Origin of the sequence: Nocardia cerradoensis NBRC 101014 (assembly GCF_000308535.1) — a bacterium.
GTDB classification, from domain to species: Bacteria; Actinomycetota; Actinomycetes; order Mycobacteriales; family Mycobacteriaceae; genus Nocardia; species Nocardia cerradoensis.
In genome coordinates, this window is record NZ_BAFW01000114.1 from 17,472 (window position 1) to 37,261 (window position 19,790).

The 19,790-nt window shown below is 69.7% G+C and carries 13 protein-coding genes; 4 read left to right on the forward strand and 9 right to left on the reverse strand.

Annotated features, from left to right (window positions below):
- Positions 1 to 48: 48 nt before the first annotated feature.
- The 3 genes from ON23_RS12195 to ON23_RS12205 form a co-directional block, all read right to left on the reverse strand.
- Positions 49 to 1,407, reverse strand: coding sequence for a M1 family metallopeptidase (locus ON23_RS12195; protein WP_039778217.1), 1,359 nt, complete (start codon positions 1,405 to 1,407; stop codon positions 49 to 51).
- A gap of 13 nt (positions 1,408 to 1,420) precedes the next feature.
- Positions 1,421 to 5,401, reverse strand: coding sequence for a Pls/PosA family non-ribosomal peptide synthetase (locus ON23_RS12200; RefSeq protein WP_083903873.1), 3,981 nt, complete (start codon positions 5,399 to 5,401; stop codon positions 1,421 to 1,423).
- 534 nt (positions 5,402 to 5,935) lie between these two features.
- Positions 5,936 to 7,807 (reverse strand): APC family permease, encoded by a 1,872-nt coding sequence (locus ON23_RS12205; RefSeq protein ID WP_223273688.1) that lies wholly within the window; start codon positions 7,805 to 7,807, stop codon positions 5,936 to 5,938.
- Between the two features lie 519 nt (positions 7,808 to 8,326).
- Between ON23_RS12205 and ON23_RS12210 the strand changes: the two genes are divergently transcribed.
- Positions 8,327 to 9,589 carry an MFS transporter gene (locus tag ON23_RS12210; RefSeq protein ID WP_039778245.1) on the forward strand — a complete coding sequence of 421 codons (1,263 nt, stop codon included), beginning with the start codon at positions 8,327 to 8,329 and terminating at the stop codon, positions 9,587 to 9,589.
- 96 nt (positions 9,590 to 9,685) lie between these two features.
- The gene (locus tag ON23_RS12215) at positions 9,686 to 11,446 is read left to right on the forward strand and encodes a serine/threonine-protein kinase (RefSeq protein ID WP_039778219.1); all 1,761 of its coding nucleotides are present in this window, start codon (positions 9,686 to 9,688) and stop codon (positions 11,444 to 11,446) included.
- 37 nt (positions 11,447 to 11,483) lie between these two features.
- On the opposite strand, the gene ON23_RS12220 is transcribed toward ON23_RS12215, so the two are convergent.
- The 4 genes from ON23_RS12220 to ON23_RS12235 all read right to left on the reverse strand — a co-directional run bounded on the left by ON23_RS12220 (position 11,484) and on the right by ON23_RS12235 (position 16,780).
- Complete coding sequence (locus ON23_RS12220) at positions 11,484 to 12,479, reverse strand: SMP-30/gluconolactonase/LRE family protein (RefSeq protein WP_244969573.1); 996 nt, start codon at positions 12,477 to 12,479, stop codon at positions 11,484 to 11,486.
- A gap of 43 nt (positions 12,480 to 12,522) precedes the next feature.
- Positions 12,523 to 14,265 carry a DUF3556 domain-containing protein gene (locus tag ON23_RS12225; RefSeq protein ID WP_039778220.1) on the reverse strand — a complete coding sequence of 581 codons (1,743 nt, stop codon included), beginning with the start codon at positions 14,263 to 14,265 and terminating at the stop codon, positions 12,523 to 12,525.
- A 30-nt stretch (positions 14,266 to 14,295) separates the two neighbouring features.
- Positions 14,296 to 15,819: an acetyl-CoA acetyltransferase gene (locus ON23_RS12230; protein WP_039778221.1), complete on the reverse strand. Its 1,524-nt coding sequence runs from the start codon at positions 15,817 to 15,819 to the stop codon at positions 14,296 to 14,298.
- A 91-nt stretch (positions 15,820 to 15,910) separates the two neighbouring features.
- Positions 15,911 to 16,780, reverse strand: a complete 870-nt coding sequence (locus ON23_RS12235; protein ID WP_039778223.1) for a class II glutamine amidotransferase — start codon at positions 16,778 to 16,780, stop codon at positions 15,911 to 15,913.
- 237 nt (positions 16,781 to 17,017) lie between these two features.
- Between ON23_RS12235 and ON23_RS12240 the strand changes: the two genes are divergently transcribed.
- The gene (locus ON23_RS12240; protein ID WP_039778224.1) at positions 17,018 to 17,257 is read left to right on the forward strand and encodes a hypothetical protein; all 240 of its coding nucleotides are present in this window, start codon (positions 17,018 to 17,020) and stop codon (positions 17,255 to 17,257) included.
- A gap of 6 nt (positions 17,258 to 17,263) precedes the next feature.
- Here the strand turns inward: ON23_RS12240 and ON23_RS12245 are convergent, their stop codons facing one another.
- Both ON23_RS12245 and ON23_RS12250 read right to left on the reverse strand, forming a co-directional pair.
- Complete coding sequence (locus ON23_RS12245; RefSeq protein WP_039778225.1) at positions 17,264 to 17,512, reverse strand: hypothetical protein; 249 nt, start codon at positions 17,510 to 17,512, stop codon at positions 17,264 to 17,266.
- Between the two features lie 45 nt (positions 17,513 to 17,557).
- A complete protein-coding gene (locus tag ON23_RS12250; protein WP_036505644.1) occupies positions 17,558 to 18,004 on the reverse strand; it encodes a GreA/GreB family elongation factor in 447 nt (148 codons plus the stop codon).
- Between the two features lie 199 nt (positions 18,005 to 18,203).
- Here ON23_RS12250 and ON23_RS12255 point away from each other — a divergent pair, with 199 nt between their 5' ends.
- Positions 18,204 to 19,733, forward strand: a complete 1,530-nt coding sequence (locus ON23_RS12255; RefSeq protein ID WP_039778226.1) for a PucR family transcriptional regulator — start codon at positions 18,204 to 18,206, stop codon at positions 19,731 to 19,733.
- Positions 19,734 to 19,790: the final 57 nt, after the last annotated feature.

Below are 19,790 nucleotides of genomic sequence, written 5' to 3' on the forward strand. Positions count from 1 at the left end.
CGCACCGGGACCGAGAGCGACACCTCGTTCCGGGGCTCGGATATCGGCTCAGCTGCCGACCGCACCCAACCCGTGCTGCGGCAGCTCGGGCAGCGCCGTGCGGTAGAGCCAGCTGTCCCACAGCTCACGCAGGGGTGCGGGACTGTAGTGGCCGGCGAGGTCGGTGAAGTCCTCGGCGGCGACGGTGCCGTAGCGGTGCCGGGCGGTCCAGTCGCGCAGCAGGGTGAAGAAGGCGTCGTCGCCGAGGCGCAGGCGCAGCGCGTGCAGGGTGAGGGCGCCGCGTTTGTAGACCCGGTCGTCGAACATCGATGCCGGTCCGGGGTCGCCGATCACGAGGTCCTGCGCGGCCCGCGCGAGGTTCTGGCGGGCGGCGCGGGCCAGCTGGTCGGCGCTGGGTCCGCCGCCGGCCTGGGACCAGATCCATTCGGCGTAGCAGGCGAATCCCTCGTGCAGCCAGATGTCGCGCCACTGCCGCACGGTGAGGCTGTTGCCGAACCACTGGTGGGCCAGTTCGTGCGCGATGAGCCGTTCCGCACCGCGCTGCCCGTCGCAGTGGTTGGCGCCGAAGATCGACAATCCCTGTGCCTCGATGGGGATTTCGAGGTCGTCGTCGGTGACGACCACGGTGTAGCCGTGGAACGGGTAGGGCCCGAACCGGCGCTCGAATTCGGCCATCATCTGTGGTTGCCGGGCGAAGTCGTGGTCGAAGACGGTGCGCAGCCGCGGCGGCAGCACCGCGGTCATCGGCACCTTCGTGGCGCGTCCGGGGTCGATGCGGTGGGAGCGGTAGGGACCGATCTGAATGGTGGCCAGGTAGGAGGCCATCGGCTCGGACTGCTCGTATACCCAGGTGGTCTGGCTGGATTTGGTGGTACGGGCGGTGAGCACGCCGTTGGCGAGCGCGTGGTACGGGGAGTCGGTGGTGATCGAAATCCGGTAGCTCGCCTTGGAACTGGGGTGATCGTCGCACGGAAACCAGGACGCCGCGCCGTTGGGCTGGCTCGCCACGAGCACACCGTCGGTGAGTTCCTCCCAGCCGACCTCACCCCACGGTCCGCGCACCGGTTTCGGGGTGCCGCCGTAGTGCACCACGATCGACAGTGCCGCTCCCGCGGGCACCTGCCGGGCGGGTGTGATCGTCAGCTTCCCGCGGGTGTGAGTGTATTTGGCGGGTTTGGCGCCGCCGACGAAAACCTTCGCCACACTCAATGTCTGCGACAGATCCAGGGCGAATCGCGGCTGCACCGCGGTGGTCACCGCCGTGATGGTGGCCCGTCCGGTCAGCCGGTTGGCGGCGACCTTGTACACCAGATCCAGTTCGTAGCGCGAGACCCGGTAACCGCGGTTGCCGTTCTGCGGCAGATAGTCGTCGATCGGCGCCTCGGCGCCACCTCTACCCAACTTCATCGACGACCTGCCTTCACTTGCCGCGCCGGGTATCCGGCCACGGCGCAATCGGATTGCCCTGCCACCGGGTCGACGGCGGGACGGTGTCCCCGCGCATCACCAGCGACGCGGGGCCCACCGTCGCACCGGCGCCGATGCGGGCCGCCGGCAGTGCCACACAGTGCGGGCCGAGGGTGGCACCGGCGTCGAGGGTCACGCTGTCCATGGACATGATCCGATCATGGAACAGATGTGTTTGCACGACACAGCCGCGTTCCACGGTCGCCCCGTCGCCGAGGCTGACCAGATCGGCCTCGGGCAGCCAGTACGATTCGCACCACACTCCGCGTCCGATGCGCGCGCCGAGCCCGCGCAGCCAGATGTTCATCACCGCGGTGCCGGTGGCCGCGCGCGCGAACCACGGCGCGGCAACGGTTTCCACGAACGCGTCGCACACCTCGTTACGCCACACGAACGAACTCCACAGCGGATGTTCCACCCGCTGAATGCGGCCGACGATCAGCCATTTCGCCGCCACCGCGCACGCCCCGGCGACCGCACCGGCGATCAGCAGCACCACACCGGAACACAGGGCCGCCAGCCAGTATCCGGGCCCGGATGCCAGCCAGGCCAGCGCGAACAGCACACCCAGGCCGATGCCGAAGCTCAGGATCACCGGGACGAGCCGGCAGGTCTCCACCAGCGCGCGAGCCAGTTTGAGTTTCAGCGGCGGGTCGAAGGTGCGAGCGGTGTCGGAATCACCGGCGGTGCGGCGCAACCGCACCGGCGGGCTGCCCAGCCACGACGAACCCGCTTTCGCCTTCTCCGGAGCCGCCGACAACACCGCCACCAAACCGTTCTTGGGCACCCGCCGTCCGGGCGCGGTCATCCCGGAGTTACCCAGAAAGGCCCGCTTTCCCACCTTGGCGCCGCCGATGTGCATCCAGCCGCCGCCGAGTTCGTAGCCGGCGATCATGGTGTCGTCGGCGAGGAAGGCCCCGTCGGCGACCTTGGTGAATTTCGGCAGCAGCAGCACCGTCGACGCCTCGACGCCCTTGCCGACGTCGGCGCCGAGCAGCCGCAGCCACAGCGGGGTGAGCAGACTGGCATACAGCGGGAACAGGAAGGTGCGCGCGGAGTCGGTGAGCCGTTCGGTGGCCCAGGCCTGCCAGCCGACGCGGCTGCGCACCGGATGGTAACCCTCGGTCAATCCGATCGACAGCACCCGAATCGCGACGACGGTCACGGCGGCGAACACGGCGAGCACGATCAGCGCGGCCACCGGCAGCATCAGCATCGCGTGCGCCAGCGCCCCGGTCAGGGTGGTTTCGTCGCGGATCCACCAGGCCAGCAGCAGTCCGCCCGCGGCGAGGGCGATCACCGGCAGCGCCGACAGCAGCATCGAGGTCACCCCGAAGGCGAGCACCCAGTGCAGCGCGCGCGGCGGTGTGGTGGCGGGCCAGCGGTGTTCGGCGGGACCGACTTTCACCGCGGGCGACCCGGCCCAGCTCTGGCCGGCCTTCACCTTCCCGAATACCGCTGAGCCGGGTTCGATGACGGCGTTCTTGCCGATCACCGCGCCCGGCATCACCGTGGAGCGGGAACCGACCACCGCGCCGGGGCCGATGCGGATCTCACCGATGTGCACGAGGTCGCCGTCGATCCAATATCCGGCCAGATCCACTTCCGGTTCGACACTGCATCCGTCGCCGAGTTCGAGCATCCCGGTGACCGGCGGCAGCGTATGCAGATCGACACCGCGCCCGATGCGGGCCCCGAGCGCGCGGGCGAACGGCACCATCCACGGTGCGCCGGACAGATTTTCCGCGCCCGCCGCCTCGGCCATGCGCACCGCCGTCCACAGGCGCAGGTGGACCGAGCCGCCGCGCGGATAGCTGCCGGGGCGGACGCCGCGCAGCAGCAGCCGGGCGCCGGCCACACAGATCGCCATCCGGCCGGGCGGTGAGATGAACAGGACGAATCCGGCCAGCGCCCACCACCACGACAGTCCCGGCATCCACGGCAACGCGCCGAAGCGGGAGGCGATGTTGGTGACCACGCCCAGCCAGGTCAGCCATTGCAGGCCGGTGAGGGTGGTCAGCGGCACCGACGCCAGCACCTGGATCCATTGCGCGCGCCGCGGTGTCGGGGTGACATGGCGGGTGGGCGCCTGTTCGGAGGGTGCGGCGGCGTCGATGAATTCGGCCAGCGCGCCCAGGCGCGGATGGTCGTAGAGGTCGGCGACGGTGATCTGCGGCAGTCGTTCGCGCAGCGCGGTGACCAGTTGCGCCGCCGACAGCGAACCGCCACCGAGGTCGAAGAAGTCCGAATCCAGGCCGTCGATGTCGGCGCCGAGCACCGAATGCCACAGTCCCGCAAGCCAATACGCGGTGCCGTCCAGGCCCGCGCCGGGTTCGCCGTCGGCGCCGGGCAGTGGCCACGGCAGCGCGTCACGGTCGACCTTTCCCGATGTGCGCGTGGGCAATTCGTCGAGTACGGCCAGTCTGGGCACGAGGGCGGCGGGCAGTCGTTCGGCGAGCAGTTCCCGCGCGCGCGGCAGGTCGATGCCGTCGTCGCCGGTGGACAGGTAGCCGACGAGGATCGGGGTGCCGGTGGCGGTGGTGCGCACGGCGGCCGCGGCGGCGGTGACGCCGGGCAGATGTTGCAGCGCGGCGTCGAGTTCACCGAGTTCGATCCGCCGGCCGCCGACTTTGACCTGGTCGTCGGCGCGGCCGAGGAAGATCAGTCCGGCGGGGTCGTTACGCACCATATCGCCGGAGCGGTAGGCGCGCTGCCATCCGAGGGTCGGCATCGGCGCGTATTTTTCGGCGTCCTTGGCCGGGTCGAGGTAGCGGGCCAGCCCGACGCCGCCGATCACCAGCTCACCGGATTCCCCCTCGGCGACCGGCCTTCCGTCGGGGTCGACGACGGCCAGATCCCAGCCGTCCAACGGTAATCCGATGCGCACCGGCGGGGTGCCGGTCAGCTGCGCCGCGCACGCCACCACGGTAGCCTCGGTGGGCCCATAGGTGTTCCACACCTCGCGGTCGTCGGTGCCGGCGAGCCGTTCGGCCAGTTCCGGGGGGACCGCTTCGCCGCCGAAGATCAGCAGCCGCACCGCGTCGAGCGCCTCGGCCGGCCACATGGCGGCCAGGGTGGGCACGGTGGACACGATGCTGATCTCACGGCGCACCAGCCACGGCCCCAGATCCATCCCGCTGCGCACCAGCGCGCGCGGCGCCGGGACCAGGCATGCGCCGTACCGCCACGCCAGCCACATCTCCTCGCAGGAGGCGTCGAAGGCCACCGACAGTCCGGCCAGCACCCGGTCGCCGGGCCCGATCGGCTCCTGCTGCAGGAACATTCGCGCTTCGGCATCGACGAAGGCGGCGGCGTTGCGATGGGTGACCGCGACACCCTTGGGGGTTCCGGTCGAGCCGGAGGTGAAGATGATCCACGCGTCGTCGTCGACGGTGGGGCCGCTCGCGTCGGGATCGGCTGCCACCCGGTCGTCGTCGCGGCGCGTGGAGTTGCCTTCCGGCCGGGCGCCGGCGTCGTCCGGCCGGGTGGCGGTGATGCCCTCGGCGGTGACGACCGCGGCGACCGCGGCCTCACCGAAGACCAGTTCGGCGCGTTCCTCCGGGTCGTCGGCATCGACGGGCACGTAGGCGGCGCCGGCGTGCAGGACGGCGAGGATGGTCACGTACAGCCGCGCGGTGCCCGACGGGATCCGCACGCCGACCCGGTCGCCGCGCCGGATGCCCGCCGCCCGCAGCTCGGCCACCGACGCGTCGATCGCCGCGAGCAGCTCCTGGTACGTCAGCACCTCGGTCCCGTCGTCGACGGCATCGGCGTCGGGGTACGCGTGTGCTGTATCGGCGAGGATGTCGACCAATGTCCGGGGCTGTGCGGCCGCAGCCCCGCGCAGCAGCGGCGAGACAGGAGCGTGCCCCGTGCGCTGCCCGGAGTCCGGGTCGCGGGCCTCGGGGGCCGATTGCCCGTCGGTGCCGGTCACCGTCGGGCCGGAGGGGCCGGCATCTGTGCCGGTTCGGGAGTCGGTCGTCGTCTGGGAGTCGGCTGCGGTCTCGGAGTCGGTGCGGGGTTCGGAGTCTGTCGCGGCTTCGGAGTGCGTCGCGGCTTCAGGGTCCGTCGCGGCTTCGGAGCCGATCGCGGCTTCGGCGTCCGTCAGAGCTTCGGAGTCTGTCAGGGCTTCGGGGGGCTCACCATTCGTGTCGCTGCCCGAGGGCGCGGTGGGCGGCGCATCGGTAGCGCCCGCACCCGACTGCGAACCGACGATCACGTTTCTGCCTGCCTCTCCCGTTCCGGCTCTCGGACGTCCGGTTGTCTCACATTGGGGTTACCGTTGCGCAAACACCAGCTGTCCGGTTCACGCGCGTGCGGGCCGCCGCAGCCCCCGACAGTCGCACCGTCGGCCCGCCCTATTGTCCCAACACAACCGTGCGTTCGCCTCCGCGGGGGCGACGGGCGTGTTCGCCGGCGATATGCCGGGAACCCCGGTGACCACGAACCGCCCCGGCGGGCCGGATGGTCAGCTGTCGACGTGGACGTGCGGGCGTTGATTGGGGTCGGCGACGGCGCGGCGCAGGATCTCCCGGGTCACCGGCGCCACCTCGCCCTCACCGACGAACAGGAATTTCAGCAGGTTGAGCAGCGGATTGCCTTCGGTCCATTCGAAATACACGTGCGGATTCATGCCGGTGCGGTCGCGTATCGCGAGCAGGATCGCGGCGATCGAGTTGGGCACGGCGGCGGCCTCGACGGAAAGGATCTTGTAGCAGTCGATTTCGACGGCACCGACGTGCAGGTCGGTGGAGAATTCCGAGGCGTCCTTGACGATCACCTCGAGGAACAGGATCGGCGCCTTGGCCGGGATGTGGCTCTCGATCCGCTGTTCGGCTTCCTTCTCCCGGTAGTCGTCGGGCCGGCGGGCGTCGACGTCGTCGAGATCGTGGGTGACGATGCGGATGGTGCCCGAGGCGGCGATCTTGTCGATCAGCCAGGCGGCCTTGTCGTCGAAGTCGACTTCGATGGCCCGGAGTTCGAAGGCGCGCCGCGCCCGTGAGACGAACGACACCACGATGATGGCGATGATGAACAGCGAGGCCAACTGCACGCCCTCGGGTCGTTCCACGATATTGGCGATGGTCGTGTAGACGAACACGGCCGCCACGGCGCCGAATCCGAAAGCCTTGCCGCGCTGATGTTTTCGCGCCGCGGACAGGGTGACCGCGACAGCGGCGGAGGTGATCAGCACCAGCACGCCGGTGGCGTAGGCGCCGCCCTGGGCGTCGACATCGGCGTCGAAGTACCAGGTGATGCCGAAGGCGATCACCGCGAACACCAGCACCAGCGGCCGGGTGGCGCGCGCCCATTCCGGGGCCATGCCGTAGCGCGGCAGATAGCGCGGCACGAGGTTGAGCAGTCCGGCCATGGCCGAGGCGCCGGCGAACCACAGGATGGCGATGGTGGAGATGTCGTAGACGGTGCCGAAGCCGTTGCCCAGATACTGGTGGGCCAGATAGGCGAGCGCGCGGCCGTTGGCGGATCCGCCGGATTCGAATTCGCGTTCCGGGATCAGCACCACAGTGATGAAGCTGGTGACGAGGAGGAATGCGCTCATGATCAGCGCGGCGGTGGTCAGCAGTTTGCGCGCGCCGTGGATGCGGCGTTCCGGGTGCTCCTCGGTGTCGTCGGGGCCGCCCTTGATCTGCGGCATCACCGCCACTCCGGTTTCGAATCCCGACAGTCCGAGCGCGAGTTTGGGGAATACGAGCAGCGAGATGCCCACCATCGCGAAGACGCTGCCGTGCTGGGCGGTCATGGCGTGGCCCCAGTCCACGACCAGATGCGAGGCGGTGGCGACCTTCCACACTCCGACGACCGCGACGACCAGGTTCAAGGCCAGATAGACCCCGACCAGCCCGATCGCGATCCGGATCGCCTCGGCGAACCCCTTCAGGAAGATCGCCGCCAGCAGTGCCAGCAGGGCGAGGGTGATCGCGAGGCCGTGCCCGCGCAGCGCATGCGGCACGAACGGGTTCTCGACGATGTGGGCGGCGCCGTCGGCCGCCGACAGCGTCATCGTGATCACGAAGTCGGTGGCGGCGAATCCGAGCAGGACCAGGATGAACAGTTTGCCGGTCCAGCGGGGCAGGATGTCGGCGAACATGGCCAGCGATCCGCCGCCGTGCGGGGATTCGCGGGCCACCCGCCGATACACCGGCAGCGCGCCCAGCAATGTCAGCGCGACCAGGACCAGCGTCGCCAGCGGGGACAGCACACCGGCGGCCAGGGCCGCGATGCCGGGCTGATAGCCGAGGGTGGAGAAGTAGTCGACGCCGGTCAGGCACATCACCTGCCACCACGACCGTTGGTGCTGTTCTTCGGCCTGCTTCACCATCGGTCCGGGATGGTGGGAGTAGCGGTCCTCGTCGGCGCCCTGCAGCAACCATTCCGTCAAAGCCGAACGCGGTCGTCCGGTGGCGGTGGCGGTCACGTGGTCCCCCTCGGGAGCATCTGTCCGGGCATCCCGGAGTCCAGCGATATCCGGGTCAATGTACGTGGGCCGCCACCGGAGTCACGCGAAGCGGATGCGCTGCCCCGCAGCGCAAAACGGCAAATCAGACACCATATCCGGCAAATCCGGCGCGGTACCGGCCGATGACTCCCGTTCACCGGCCGCGTTGCGCTGTGAGCGGAGTCACCCACCCCGATATCATCGCAGGTGGATCCCACCGCTCGAGCCGGCCGCGCCACCGGCGCCCGGTTTGCCGGACCGCCCACCGGGTACCCGTGTACTTCGTGTCCCCCGTCGCAGTTTCGCGGCCGGGCGCGCAGCAACCGAAACAGGTGAGGAGGAGCGCGCGTGAGCACCAGCCTGCCGCACGCCCAGCAACGACGTTCGGTGGCCGCCGCGGCCATGGGTAACGCCACCGAGTGGTACGACTACGGCGTCTACGCCGCCACGGCCTCCTATCTGACCGACGCGTTCTTCCCCGGTTCGCTGGGCACCTTGGGCACACTGCTCGGTTTCGCCATCTCCTTCGTGCTGCGCCCGATCGGCGGCATGGTGTGGGGTCCGCTCGGCGACCGGGTGGGCCGCAAAGTCGTGCTGGCCACGACGATCCTGCTGATGGCCGCGGCCACGGGCTGCATCGGCATCCTGCCCACCCATTCGGCGGTGGGTATCGCCGCGCCGATCCTGCTGATCCTGTTGCGCGTCGTGCAGGGTTTCTCGACCGGCGGTGAATACGGTGGCGCGGCCACCTACATCGCGGAATCGACCGATGAGCGCCGCCGCGGATTCCTCGGCAGCTTCCTCGAATTCGGCACGCTGTGCGGATTCGTCGGTGGCTCCACGGTGGTCCTGATCCTGCAGGTGCTGCTCTCCGACGACGCGATGCAAACGTGGGGCTGGCGCATCCCGTTCCTGCTGGCGGTGCCGCTGGGCCTGATCGGATGGTATCTGCGCAGCAAGCTCGACGAATCGCCGGTGTTCACCGAGGTCGCCGAGCATCAGAAGGCCCAGGGCGGGCTGCGGATTCTGCTGCGCGACTACCGCCGCGAACTGCTGACCATCGCCGGGCTGGTGGTCGCGCTCAACGTCGTCAACTACACGCTGCTGGCGTATCAGCCGACTTATCTGCACAACACTTTGGGCATGGGCGATTCCGAGACCACGGCGATGGTGCTGATCGGTCAGATCGTGATGGCGCTGGTGCTGCCGATCTCGGGTGCGGTCTCCGACCGGGTGGGGCGGCGGCCGATGTGGCTGGTGTCGCTGGTGGGGCTGGCGGTGCTGGCGATCCCGATGTACTGGCTGATGGGTCAGGGTGCGGCGTGGGCGATCGTCGGCTTCGTCGTGCTCGGCCTGCTCTATGTTCCGCAGCTGTCGACGATTTCGGCGACGTTCCCGGCGATCTTCCCGACGCAGGTTCGGTACGCGGGATTCGCGTTGGGCTACAACATTTCCACCGCCGCGTTCGGTGGTACCGCACCGCTGATCAACGAGTCGGTCATCGACGCCACCGGCTGGCATCTGTTCCCCGCCTATTACATGGTCGGGGCGTGCCTGGTGGGTCTGGTGGCGTGGTTCTTCCTGCGGGAGACCGCAGGGGTTTCGCTGGCCGGTACGGAGGTTCCCGACGCGGCCGACGAGGAACCGGTTCCGCAGCCGACCTGAGTCGTCCGGTCCACGGCTTGCGGCGGATGCCGCGCTCGTGTGTGATCGAGCGAGCCCGCACGCGGCAGGCACGGCCGGAAGGAACGACGAGTCCAGATGCTCCCACTGGAGTCCGGTGATCCGGCGACCATCGGCCCGTATCGTCTGCTCGGGGTGCTCGGCGCCGGTGGGATGGGCCGGGTCTATCTGGGCCGCAACGCCGGTGGCCGCACGGTCGCGGTGAAGGTGGTGCGCCCGGATCTGTCCGATGATCCCGAGTTCCGCACCCGATTCCGGCGGGAGGTGGCCGCGGCGAGACGGGTGACGGGTGCGCACGCGGTCCCGGTGCTGGATGCCGATGTGGAGGCGCAGCGGCCGTGGCTGGCGACCGGGTATGTGGCGGGGTTGTCGTTGCGCGAGGCGGTGGATTCGTTCGGGCCGCTGCCGGAATCGGCGCTGGTGGCGCTGGCGGCGGGTTTGGCGCGGGCGCTGGGCGATGTGCACGCGGCGGGGGTGGTGCACCGCGACCTGAAACCGTCCAACGTGCTGCTGACCCTCGACGGGCCGCGGCTGATCGATTTCGGCATCGCCCGCGCCGTCGACGACGACGCGCTCACCACGACCGGCAAGGTGATCGGTTCGCCGGGATATATGGCGCCGGAACATATTTCGGGCGATGCGCCGGTGGGTCCGGCGGTCGATGTGTTCGCACTCGGCGGGGTGCTGGTGTATGCCGCCAGCGGCAGCGGGCCGTTCGGTTCGGGTGATTCGATTCCGATGCTGTGGCGGGTGATGCAGGAACCGGCTCGGCTCGACGGCCTGCCTGCGGCGTTGCGTCCGCTCGCTGGGGCGTATCTGGACAAACAGCCCGGTAATCGCCCGACGCCCGCCGATATCGAACGACGGTGTGCGGCTTTGGGTGACGCCCGCTCGGGGTGGTTGCCGGGACCGATCCTGGAGGCGATCAGCCGCCAGGCGGTGATGCTGCTGGATCTGGATTCCGGTGCGGCGCCGCACGTTCCGTCACCGCTGGCCGGAACGCCCGAACTTCCCTCGACGCTGATCGGATCGGCGGGCCGGACCGGTGCCACCGGGCCTCCGCCCACGCCCGTTGCGCCGAGCGAGGGTTTCGCGACGACCGTTCGGCGATCACGTCCGGGCGAGACGGGCCGGCCCTTACCCGATAGGTCGGGTCGACCCATGAACACCGGCATGCCCGGGCAGGCGGGTTCATGGCCCGGTCCGCCGTCGCAACCCCCCGCGTCCTGGGCTCCCCACGGTGTCACTCCGGGCGCCGGGCACAGTGAAAACCCTCTTGCACAGCGGGTTTCGTCGCGGCGCCGGGTGGTCGTGCTCGGATGCGTGGCGGTGCTGTTGGTGGCCGCGGCGGTGATCAGTGCCGTACTCGCCTTCCGCGGTGCGTCCTCGGACGGTCCGGGATCGGCAACCGGCACCGACACCGCGGTCGAGACCGGCGCTGCGGAGGAGACGTCGACACCGGAGACGACGGCCGAGACGACGGCCGCGGCGAGCGAGTTGTCGGCGCTGCCCGCCGATTACGCGGGCACGTGGAAGGGCACCGCGACCGACGGGCTGGCTACCTACGACATCGTCGTCACCCTGCGCGCGGGCGCGGTGGGGACGGAACTGGGCAGTGCGAGCAATACCGGCCGGACCAGTGGTGTCACCTGCCGGCGCGCCGAAACCCTCACCTCGGCGAGCGAGTCCGTGATCACGCTGCGCGCCCGCTTGGTGTCGGGGCCGACATGTATGGACGACGGTCAGTCCTCCACCCTCACGCTGAACCCGGATCACACCGTCGCCTATTCGATGACCGGTCCGATCGGCGCCATCTCCGGGACACTACGACGCCAGTAAACACTGTTGCAGGACAATGGCTTTCGCCACACTCGCCTCACGAAGGCAGGCGCACCATCGCGATGGCCGGTTCGCTGAGGCTGCCCAGGTACAGGGTGCCGCCGGATTCGGCGACGCCGGTGACCATCGCGTACCGGTCGGCTTCGCGTTGCAGGTCGTGGACGAGGGTGCTGTGGAAGTCGTAGGCCTGCACCCAGACGGTGCGGGCAGGTTTCGGCTGCAGCGCGGGCGGTATCGCGCGCACGATCCGGCGCAGCACGCCGGGTAACGGAAGCAGCCTGTCCAGGATCGGGTTTCGCGGTGTGACGAGCGCGGCCCAGATGTGGCCGTCGCTGCCGAGTCCGAGGTTGTCGGGGCAGCCGGGCAGGTTCTCCACGAGGGAGTCGGTGTGCCCGGCGCGGGGTCCGGTGAGGTGGTGGCGGGCGATGCGGTACCCGCCCGTTTCGGCGACCAGTACGCAGGAGCGGTCGGGGGCCAGGACGATGCCGTTGGCGAATTGCAGTCCGTCGACGAGGGTGTCGACGCGGCCGTCGGGAGTGCGGCGCAGCAGCCGGCCGGTGCCGGAGTGTTCGAGGATATCGCCCATGTAGTCGTCGAGCGGGTAGCGGCGGGTGGATTCGGAGAAGTACACGGTGCCGTCGGTGTCGGCGACGACGTTGCTGGCGAAATTCAGCGGCACGCCGTCGACCCGGTCGCAGAGGGTTTCCAGGGTGCCGTGCGGGCGGTCCAGGCGCAGCAGTCCGCGGTCGGCGTCGCAGATCAGCAGCGAGCCGTCGGCCTCGGCGTGCAGGCCCAGGGGGCGGCCGCCGGTGTGGGCGATCTGCTCGACCGCACCGGTGGCCGGGTCGACGGCGAGGACGGCGCCGTCGGCGATGCCGGTGAGGATCCGCCCGTCGGGGGCGAGTACCACGTCCTCGGGGCCGGCGCCGGGGAGTTCGAGCAGCCGCGGCTCGGGCATGGGCGGTTCGCTGTGCGGGGCGCGGGCCCGGGCGGGCGCCGGCGGGGGAGTCCAACGGGTCGGCTGGAAAGACATGACTCACCATACCCACGCCCGGCGACCGCGCCGCGCGCTCGTGTCAGGCGGGCACGGTCGGGCCGGCGGTGCTGGTGATGTGGACGGGCAGGTTGTCGGCCCACGGCTGGCTTTCCACCATGTCGGCGACTCGCACTGTGCCCCTTTCGAATTCGCCGGTGGCGGCGTCGACGAGGCGGTAGGCCTGCACCTGGGTGTGGATGGGCTGGGCGTCGAGCAGGACGATCCGGACTTCGCCGGGTTCGAAGTGGCAGCGCTGTTGCAGGGCGGCGATGAGTTGTTCGTTGTGCATGTGCCCGTCGCCGAAGTTCCAGCCGATGGCGGTGCTGCAGATGCGTTCGCCGTCGGTGATGGTGTATTCGTCCTCGCGGCCGGTGGGCATGGCGCGGTGCACGAGGGTGAACAGCGCGCGGCCGTGGGTGTTCATGGCGCGGAAGGCGTAACCGAGATACAGGGGGATCTGGGCTCGGTCCTTGCCGTAGTAGCGCTCCATCTGCGCCTGCGGCATGCTCGCGATCGCGACGATGTTGCGGTCGATCTTCTGCGCCGCCGAGGGTTTGACGCACCACACCGTGGTGTCCCAGTTGCCGGCGTAGTAGCGCATCCCGGGCAGGAACGAGATCCGCGAGGGCAGCAGGTTGCCGGTGATCACGATCGCGACGAGCACCGCGAACAGCAGAACGGGCAGCCACGGGTGTTCGGCGGCGGCGAAGCCGATATCGGCGTGGGCGACGAACAGCACCCCGAGCCCGAAGATCATGAACACATTCCACTCGAGCGGCACGCCCATCGGGATGGCGGTGAGGATCACCAGGTGGAAGCACAGCAGGATCACCGCGGCCACCGCGGTGGGCCGGCCGCCGTGGGAGAAGAACAGCACGATCGGCGCGCACATCTCCACCGCGGTGCCGCTGTGGGCGACCCACCGCGACAGCCGGCCCGGGCGCAGGTCGTCGGGGAAGTCGGCGAAGAAGCGGCGCTTCAACCATCGCGGGCGCACGATCGGGCTGTTGGACATCATGGTCGAGACCACGAACGGGAAGTGCCGGTTCAGTTTCGAGGTCGCCGCACCCATCCAGATGACGACGAAGACGAGTTTGGCGGCGAGGATGGCATCGGCGCCGCCGAACAGGAACGCCACCGCGAGCGAGCCGTACACCTCGCCGCGCGCGGCCAGGAAGATCACCTTGTCGCGCAGTCCCAGTACCGCGAGCACGGCGACGACGAGGCCGACGTGCCAGGCAGGCAGCAGTCCGACGGTGGTGTCGAGGGCGGGAATCGGGCCGGTGCCGTCGGACAGCAGCGCCCACAGCAGCAGCGCCAGCAGCAGCGCGTAGAGCGCGGCATCGACCGGGGTGCGGGCGGTTCCGCGGGTGAGCGGGACGACGCGCGGCCACGGTGGGAGCCGGATCGTGCCGGGCCGCAGCCAGTACAGAATCGATCCCATCGGCGGGAAGTAGCGGTTGTTGAGCGGGCCGAATCCGCAACCGAGCCCGATCACTTCGAACAGCATCGTGTAGAGCACGACCTTTTCGAACACGATCGGTTCCGACCACCAGCTACCGACGTCGGTGAATCCGTCGATGCCGCTGGTGCTCAGCGCGAACAGCCAGCCACCGAGGATGTAGAGGCAGATCTTGACCACATAGAACAGGTGCAGCACCACCGGTGTGCCGAAGCCGACCTCGGCCCAGTGCCGCGCCATGAGCCGGATGCGCTCACTGCGGTCGCTGTTGTCCCACTGCTGCTGATCGACGACCGGCAGTTCCGGTTGAACGAACCCCATCAATCTCTCCGTTCCCGCATCCGCGGCCGGTCACGGCACCATGACCGCGGTGTTGCCCTTCTCGCTCGACGTGACGAGGATGTCGCGGCCGATCGGATCATCCACCGCGGCAAGGCTTTCCGGCGCCATCAACGCCAGGAACCGGCTGTCGTCGGCGTGCAGGCGCCCGACGACCAGTCCGGTGCGCGGCTCGAATGCGTGGCGCACGGTGTAGGTTTCGATCCGCGCGGGCCCGTCGGCGCGCGCCCGGCTGGGCACCCGCGGGGCTGCCACCACCGCGCGCTGCAACTCTGCGCTGCGGTCGGGCGCCCAGGGCGCCGGCGTGGTCGAATACACCCCGACCGAATATTTGCTCATGATGCCGCCGTTGGCGCCCACCAGCCCGAAAGCGCCGGGCTGCTCGCGCATCCGGGCCACCGTTTCGGCGATCGCGTGCATCGAGTAGTTGTTGCCGGGGCCGCCGAAGAACGGCAACCCGCCGGTCACGGTGAGCCCGTGCGGGTCGTCGGTGGCCAGCCCGGTGCCGTCGCAGAAGTTGAACACCGCGACGGGGAAGCAGCTGTAGAGGTCGAGGGTGGTGAGGTCGTCGATCCCGATTCCGGCCACCCGCAACGCTTCTCGCGCCGCCGCACACGCGGTGGGTGCGGCGCCGAGGTCGGGGCGCGCGAGCAGGGTCTGCTCCTCGAGGTCGGCGTGGCCGCGCAGATACACCAGTTTGTCGTCGGGAACGCCGAGTTCGCGGGCTCTGCCCAGCGACATCACCACGGCCGCGGCGCCGAGGTTGACCAGATCGCGGGCCACCATCAGGCGCGGATACGGGTCGCAGATCATCCGGTTCGCGTCGGTGACGGATGCCAGTTCCTCGGCGCTGCGCTCGACCGGCGCGGCGGCGAGGGGGTTCTTCGCGGCCACGGAGGTGAACGGCGCCAGCAGTTTTCCCATGTCCAGGCGATACTGCTGCGGTGTCGCGCCCACGCGCGCGCGGCGGGCGTTCTCGAGCAGGCCGTATTGGGTGGGTGCGCCCATGACGGCGTGGGCGATGAGGTTGTCGTCGACGAACGATTCGTATCCGAAACCGCGGTCCTCGAGTTGGCCGCCGACGGTTTCGGTGAAGTCGGGTTTGTCGTCTCGTCCGGCGTAGTAGCGCTCGGTGGAGATCGCGTCGGATCCGGTGATCAGCACCGATTCCAGTCGCCCGGCGGCGATCTCGGCGGCGAATTCGGTGAGCAGATGTTGCGGGCCCTGCCCGCCGACCACCTCGAGCACGGCGCGGGCCGGGGCGATGCCCAGTCGCCGTGCCACCGAGCGCGGATAGTTGTCCGAGCGGCCGAGCGGGGCGCGCACCGGCGCCGAGATCTCGAATTGGCGTACCCCGGCGATGAGTTGAACGCTCGCGGCGGCCGCGGTGTAGCGGATGCCGGTGTCCTCGAGGGCGGCGCGGGCGGCCGCGGCGGCGAGGTCGACCGACGACATCTGCCGGTAGTCGGAGGTGTCGATGCGGTCGATCGCCTGCCCGACGCCCACGACGACCGGTGTCCGCGAATCCACCATCAGCGGATCCCACCACTGCGTGCGGCCGTGCCGGCTCCCCGTCTCATGGGAGTGAATGTAACACGGGAAATAGAACCTGTTACAGACGTTTGTCTCAGGTGGTGGCTCGTTGTGAGGCCGCGGCGTGCTCGCCGAGATCGGCGAGGGTGAGCCGATGCCGTGGCGCGTGGTCGACGACGGTGTGGCTGGTGGTCACCAGATCGGGGCCGACGTGCAGCAACCGGCCCACCGGCAGCTCACGCCAGCCGGGATCGGCGTCCATGCGTTCGGTGGCGATCACCACGGCCGGATGGTCGGCGAGCGCGGGTGAGTGGGCGCGCAGGGGCCCGGTGCCTGCGTGGTCGAGATGTTTGCCGCCGCCGGGCCCGCCCGCGGCGCGTTCGAGGACGAACAGGTCGTGGGTGTCGGGGTAGCGCAGCGCCCAGAGATCCTGCGCGGTGGTGAGCACGAAGTTGAGCGCGAACACCGGCAGGTTGTCCGCGATCCACCCGACCGCCGCACCGATCCCGGCGACGACATCGCCGTCGTGTTCGTCGACGCAGCGGGTGATGAGCGCGAAGACCCGCTCGGAATCGGTTTGCCCGGTGACCAGTTCGCGGTAGTCACCCAGGGCGCGTTCCAGTTCCGGCAGTCCGCCGACGACGCCGTTGTGGGCGAACAGCCGCCCGTGTTGTTCGAACGGGTGGGTGTTGGCTGCGACCGTCGCCCCGGTGGACGCGTAGCGCACGTGGGCGAGGAAGGTCGCCGACTCGCACTCCATCGCCTCGCGGACGAACTGTTGGTCCTCGTAGGCGGCGATGGGCTGCTTGCGCACCAGCGGTTCGCCGTCGGCTTCGAAGGTGCCCAGCCCGGTGCCGTCGGGTTCGCGGCGGCTCTGGCGGGCCAGGCTGTCGGAGGCCTCCAGCAACCAGAACGTCGCGTGCACCCGCTGCGGTGCCGCGCTGAGCCCGAACAATCGGCACATCGATTCACCTTTCGCCGCACCGGCGCGGACCCGATGACCCGTGCCGAACGAAACCGCTTGTCGCGGTTGGATATTCAGTGAACGAGCCAGGGGGAGCCGAGCCGAGAACGCGGCCCGGGCCGCCGAATCGACCCTACCCGGCCGCCGCGAAACGCGGGGCCCTTCGACCCTGGATCGGCGGTTGCCCGCAGTGCACTATGAGGGGATCGATACGCGGCGGATCGGAGCGGGGTGCTCATGGCGAGGAAACGGTGGAGCGAGCTGAGCGAGCGGACGCGGCGGCTGATCGTGGCCGCGACCGTGGTGGAAGGGATTCTGAAACTGGCGGCGCTCGTGGATATCGCGCGCCGGCCGGCCGGCGAGATCCGAGGGTCGAAACTGCGGTGGGCGACCGCGGTGACGCTGCTCAACTCGGGGGGTGCGGTGCCGATCGCCTACTTCCTCGCCGGGCGCCGGCAACCGGGCACCCACTCCTGAGCCCGGTCACCGTTCACCGCGGTAGTCCTGGCATCGGCAGCGCTGCATCGGCAGCCCGCCGGCCTCGCGCGAGACCAGGACTCCGGCGTCCACGGCGCTGCGGCAGCGGCCCGATACCGGGTCGTGCACGATATTGGAGTGCCCGCAGTGCGCGCACAATCGGCGGGTCACCTTCCGCGGCACCAGGATCAGCAGCACCAGCGCCGAGAACGCGACGGTGACACCGACGAACCTGAGCAGATGTGGCCAATCCATCTCACGACCTCACTTTCCGGCCGAGTCCGCCGCGGCCGACCGCGATCAACGCCGTCGCAGGTGCATGCCGTAGGGGACCGCCTCGAGCAATGTCACGTTCACCGACGCCCCGCTGGGAATCCGGTACGAGCACACCTGCCCGGGCCGGGCACCGGTGAGCGCGCTGCCCAGCGGCGACTCGGGCGAGTAGACCTCGAGTTCCTCGGTGTCGGCGCCGTCGCGCCGGCCCAGCAGGAACGTTTCGGTCTGCTCGTCGTCGAACCGGACGGTCAGCACCATCCCGGGTTCGGCGATGCCGTCGTCGGCGGGCGCCTGCCCGACCACGGCACGATCCAGCAACTCCTCCAGCTCCAGCCGGCGCAACCGCCGCCCAGCCGCGGACTGCCCGTCCTCGTCGCCGGGGCCGTGTTGCGCCGCCCGCAACTCCAGCAATTCCCGCCGCAGCCGCTCGTACGCGTCCTGCGTCAACCAGACGCTTTCGGTTCCCGTCATCACATTCTCTTCGTCCACTGCCGACAACACCCGGCCCCCGGACGACACCACATCCGCCGCACCGAGGGTCCACCTCCAGAGTGACCCGCCGGCATACCGGCTACATTGTCGACCGGGAACAATCTCGTCGCGCGTTGTTGTCCATCCCGGACAGTGTGACGATCGCCCGATGTCCCGGAAGGAGCCGTGAGCTGCACCGATGGTCAAATTGGACCGTTTGATCAATATCGTGAGCCGCTACGGCGCCCGCCTCCACGGCGCCGTCGTGGATCGCACCGTCGAGATCCACAGCGTCGCGGTCCATGACCCGATCCGCCCGCACGCGGCCACCGGCGACGTATTTCTCGCGGTCGGTGCGGCCGACCTCGCCGAAGCCCTCACCCTGGGTATGGACGCCCGCGCCCGGGTGATCGTGGCCCGCACCTCCGAGACACCGGATGCCCGGATCCGGCAGCTGCTCGACGATCGCGGGCCGGCGCTGATGACCGTCGACCCGAGCGTGTCCTGGAGCCAGATCGCCTCGGTCGTCTACGGGCTCGTCCTCGAGGGCCGCGAAACCGAATCCGGGCGCGGTCCCAGCGATCTGTTCGCCCTCGCCGACACCATCTCCGCGTCCCTGGACGGGCCGGTGACCATCGAGGATCAGCTCTCCCGCGTGATGGCCTACTCCACCGCGCATCACGACACCGACCCGGTCCGCTCGGACACCATCCTGGGACGGCGGATGCCCGATCGGGTGCGCCGATTCTTCGAGGAGCAGGACATTTTCGCGCATCTGGCCCGCTCCGATGCCCCGCGCTACATCCCGCCGGCACCCGAGCACGGACTGCACGGGCGCACGGTGGCCGCGGTGCGCGCGGGCCGGGAGCTGCTGGGTTCGGTGTGGGTGTCGGGTCGTGAGCCGCTGTCGGCGGATCGGGCCCGGATCCTGCAGGAGGGCGCGCACACGGTGGCGCTGCATCTGCTGCGGTCGCGGGTCAGTGCCGATCTGGAACGGCAGGTGGAGTCCGAACTGGTCATCGAGTTGATCGAGGGCAGCCCCGACGCGGAGGCGGCGATCGGCAAACTCGGCATCCCGGCCCGCGATCTTCGCGTCATCGCCCTTCAGGCGCATGCCGAGCAGGAACGCAACGCCGGCATCCTGCTCGCGTTCGAACGCGCCACGACCGGTTTCGGCTGGTCGCGCCTGGGCCGCAGCACCCTGTTCGGCAATACCGTCTACACGCTGCTGCCCGCCGGTGACGATCCGGCGCCGGCGTATCGGTGGATCGCCGATATCGCCGCGAGCCTGCCCGCGCACATGAGCGTCGTCGCCGGCATCGGCGGCAGCGCCGACGCGCGGGAGTTGCCCGCGAGCCGGCAGGAGGCCGACGAATGCATGGCACTGCCGGCGACCACCACCCCGGCACCGGCCTGCTACGACACCGCCTGGGATCGGGTCCTGATCCAGCGCCTGCGGTCGATGGCCTCCACGGGCCGGCTGCCGTCCCGCGATCCCGTCGCCCAGCTGGCGGACCTCGACGAGCGCGCCGGCACCCACTACCTGCCCACGTTGAAGGCCTGGCTGGAAGCCCACGGCGATCCGAGCATCGCGGCCCGCACACTCGACGTTCATCCCAACACCGTGCGTCACCGGATGCGGCGGATGCGCGAACTGGAGTTCCTCGATCCGGACGATCCGGCCAGACGCACCGCGATGCTCATCGCCCTGTCGATCCACACCGGGTGATCACCGGCCGGTGAAATTCGATGGAGACGGGGGCCGGGCCGGGCTAACGTCGGGCGG

Bases quoted from the DNA above. Each gene is read 5' to 3' on its own strand.
- ON23_RS12245 (WP_039778225.1), bottom strand. From the start codon at position 17,512: ATGGATTGGCCACATCTGCTCAGGTTCGTCGGTGTCACCGTCGCGTTC.
- ON23_RS12250 (WP_036505644.1), bottom strand. From the start codon at position 18,004: ATGACGGGAACCGAAAGCGTCTGGTTGACGCAGGACGCGTACGAGCGG.
- ON23_RS12205 (WP_223273688.1), bottom strand. From the start codon at position 7,807: ATGGTGAAGCAGGCCGAAGAACAGCACCAACGGTCGTGGTGGCAGGTG.
- ON23_RS12240 (WP_039778224.1), top strand. From the start codon at position 17,018: ATGGCGAGGAAACGGTGGAGCGAGCTGAGCGAGCGGACGCGGCGGCTG.
- ON23_RS12255 (WP_039778226.1), top strand. From the start codon at position 18,204: ATGGTCAAATTGGACCGTTTGATCAATATCGTGAGCCGCTACGGCGCC.
- ON23_RS12235 (WP_039778223.1), bottom strand. From the start codon at position 16,780: ATGTGCCGATTGTTCGGGCTCAGCGCGGCACCGCAGCGGGTGCACGCG.
- ON23_RS12215 (WP_039778219.1), top strand. From the start codon at position 9,686: ATGCTCCCACTGGAGTCCGGTGATCCGGCGACCATCGGCCCGTATCGT.
- ON23_RS12195 (WP_039778217.1), bottom strand. From the start codon at position 1,407: ATGAAGTTGGGTAGAGGTGGCGCCGAGGCGCCGATCGACGACTATCTG.
- ON23_RS12210 (WP_039778245.1), top strand. From the start codon at position 8,327: ATGGGTAACGCCACCGAGTGGTACGACTACGGCGTCTACGCCGCCACG.
- ON23_RS12225 (WP_039778220.1), bottom strand. From the start codon at position 14,265: ATGGGGTTCGTTCAACCGGAACTGCCGGTCGTCGATCAGCAGCAGTGG.
- ON23_RS12220 (WP_244969573.1), bottom strand. From the start codon at position 12,479: ATGTCTTTCCAGCCGACCCGTTGGACTCCCCCGCCGGCGCCCGCCCGG.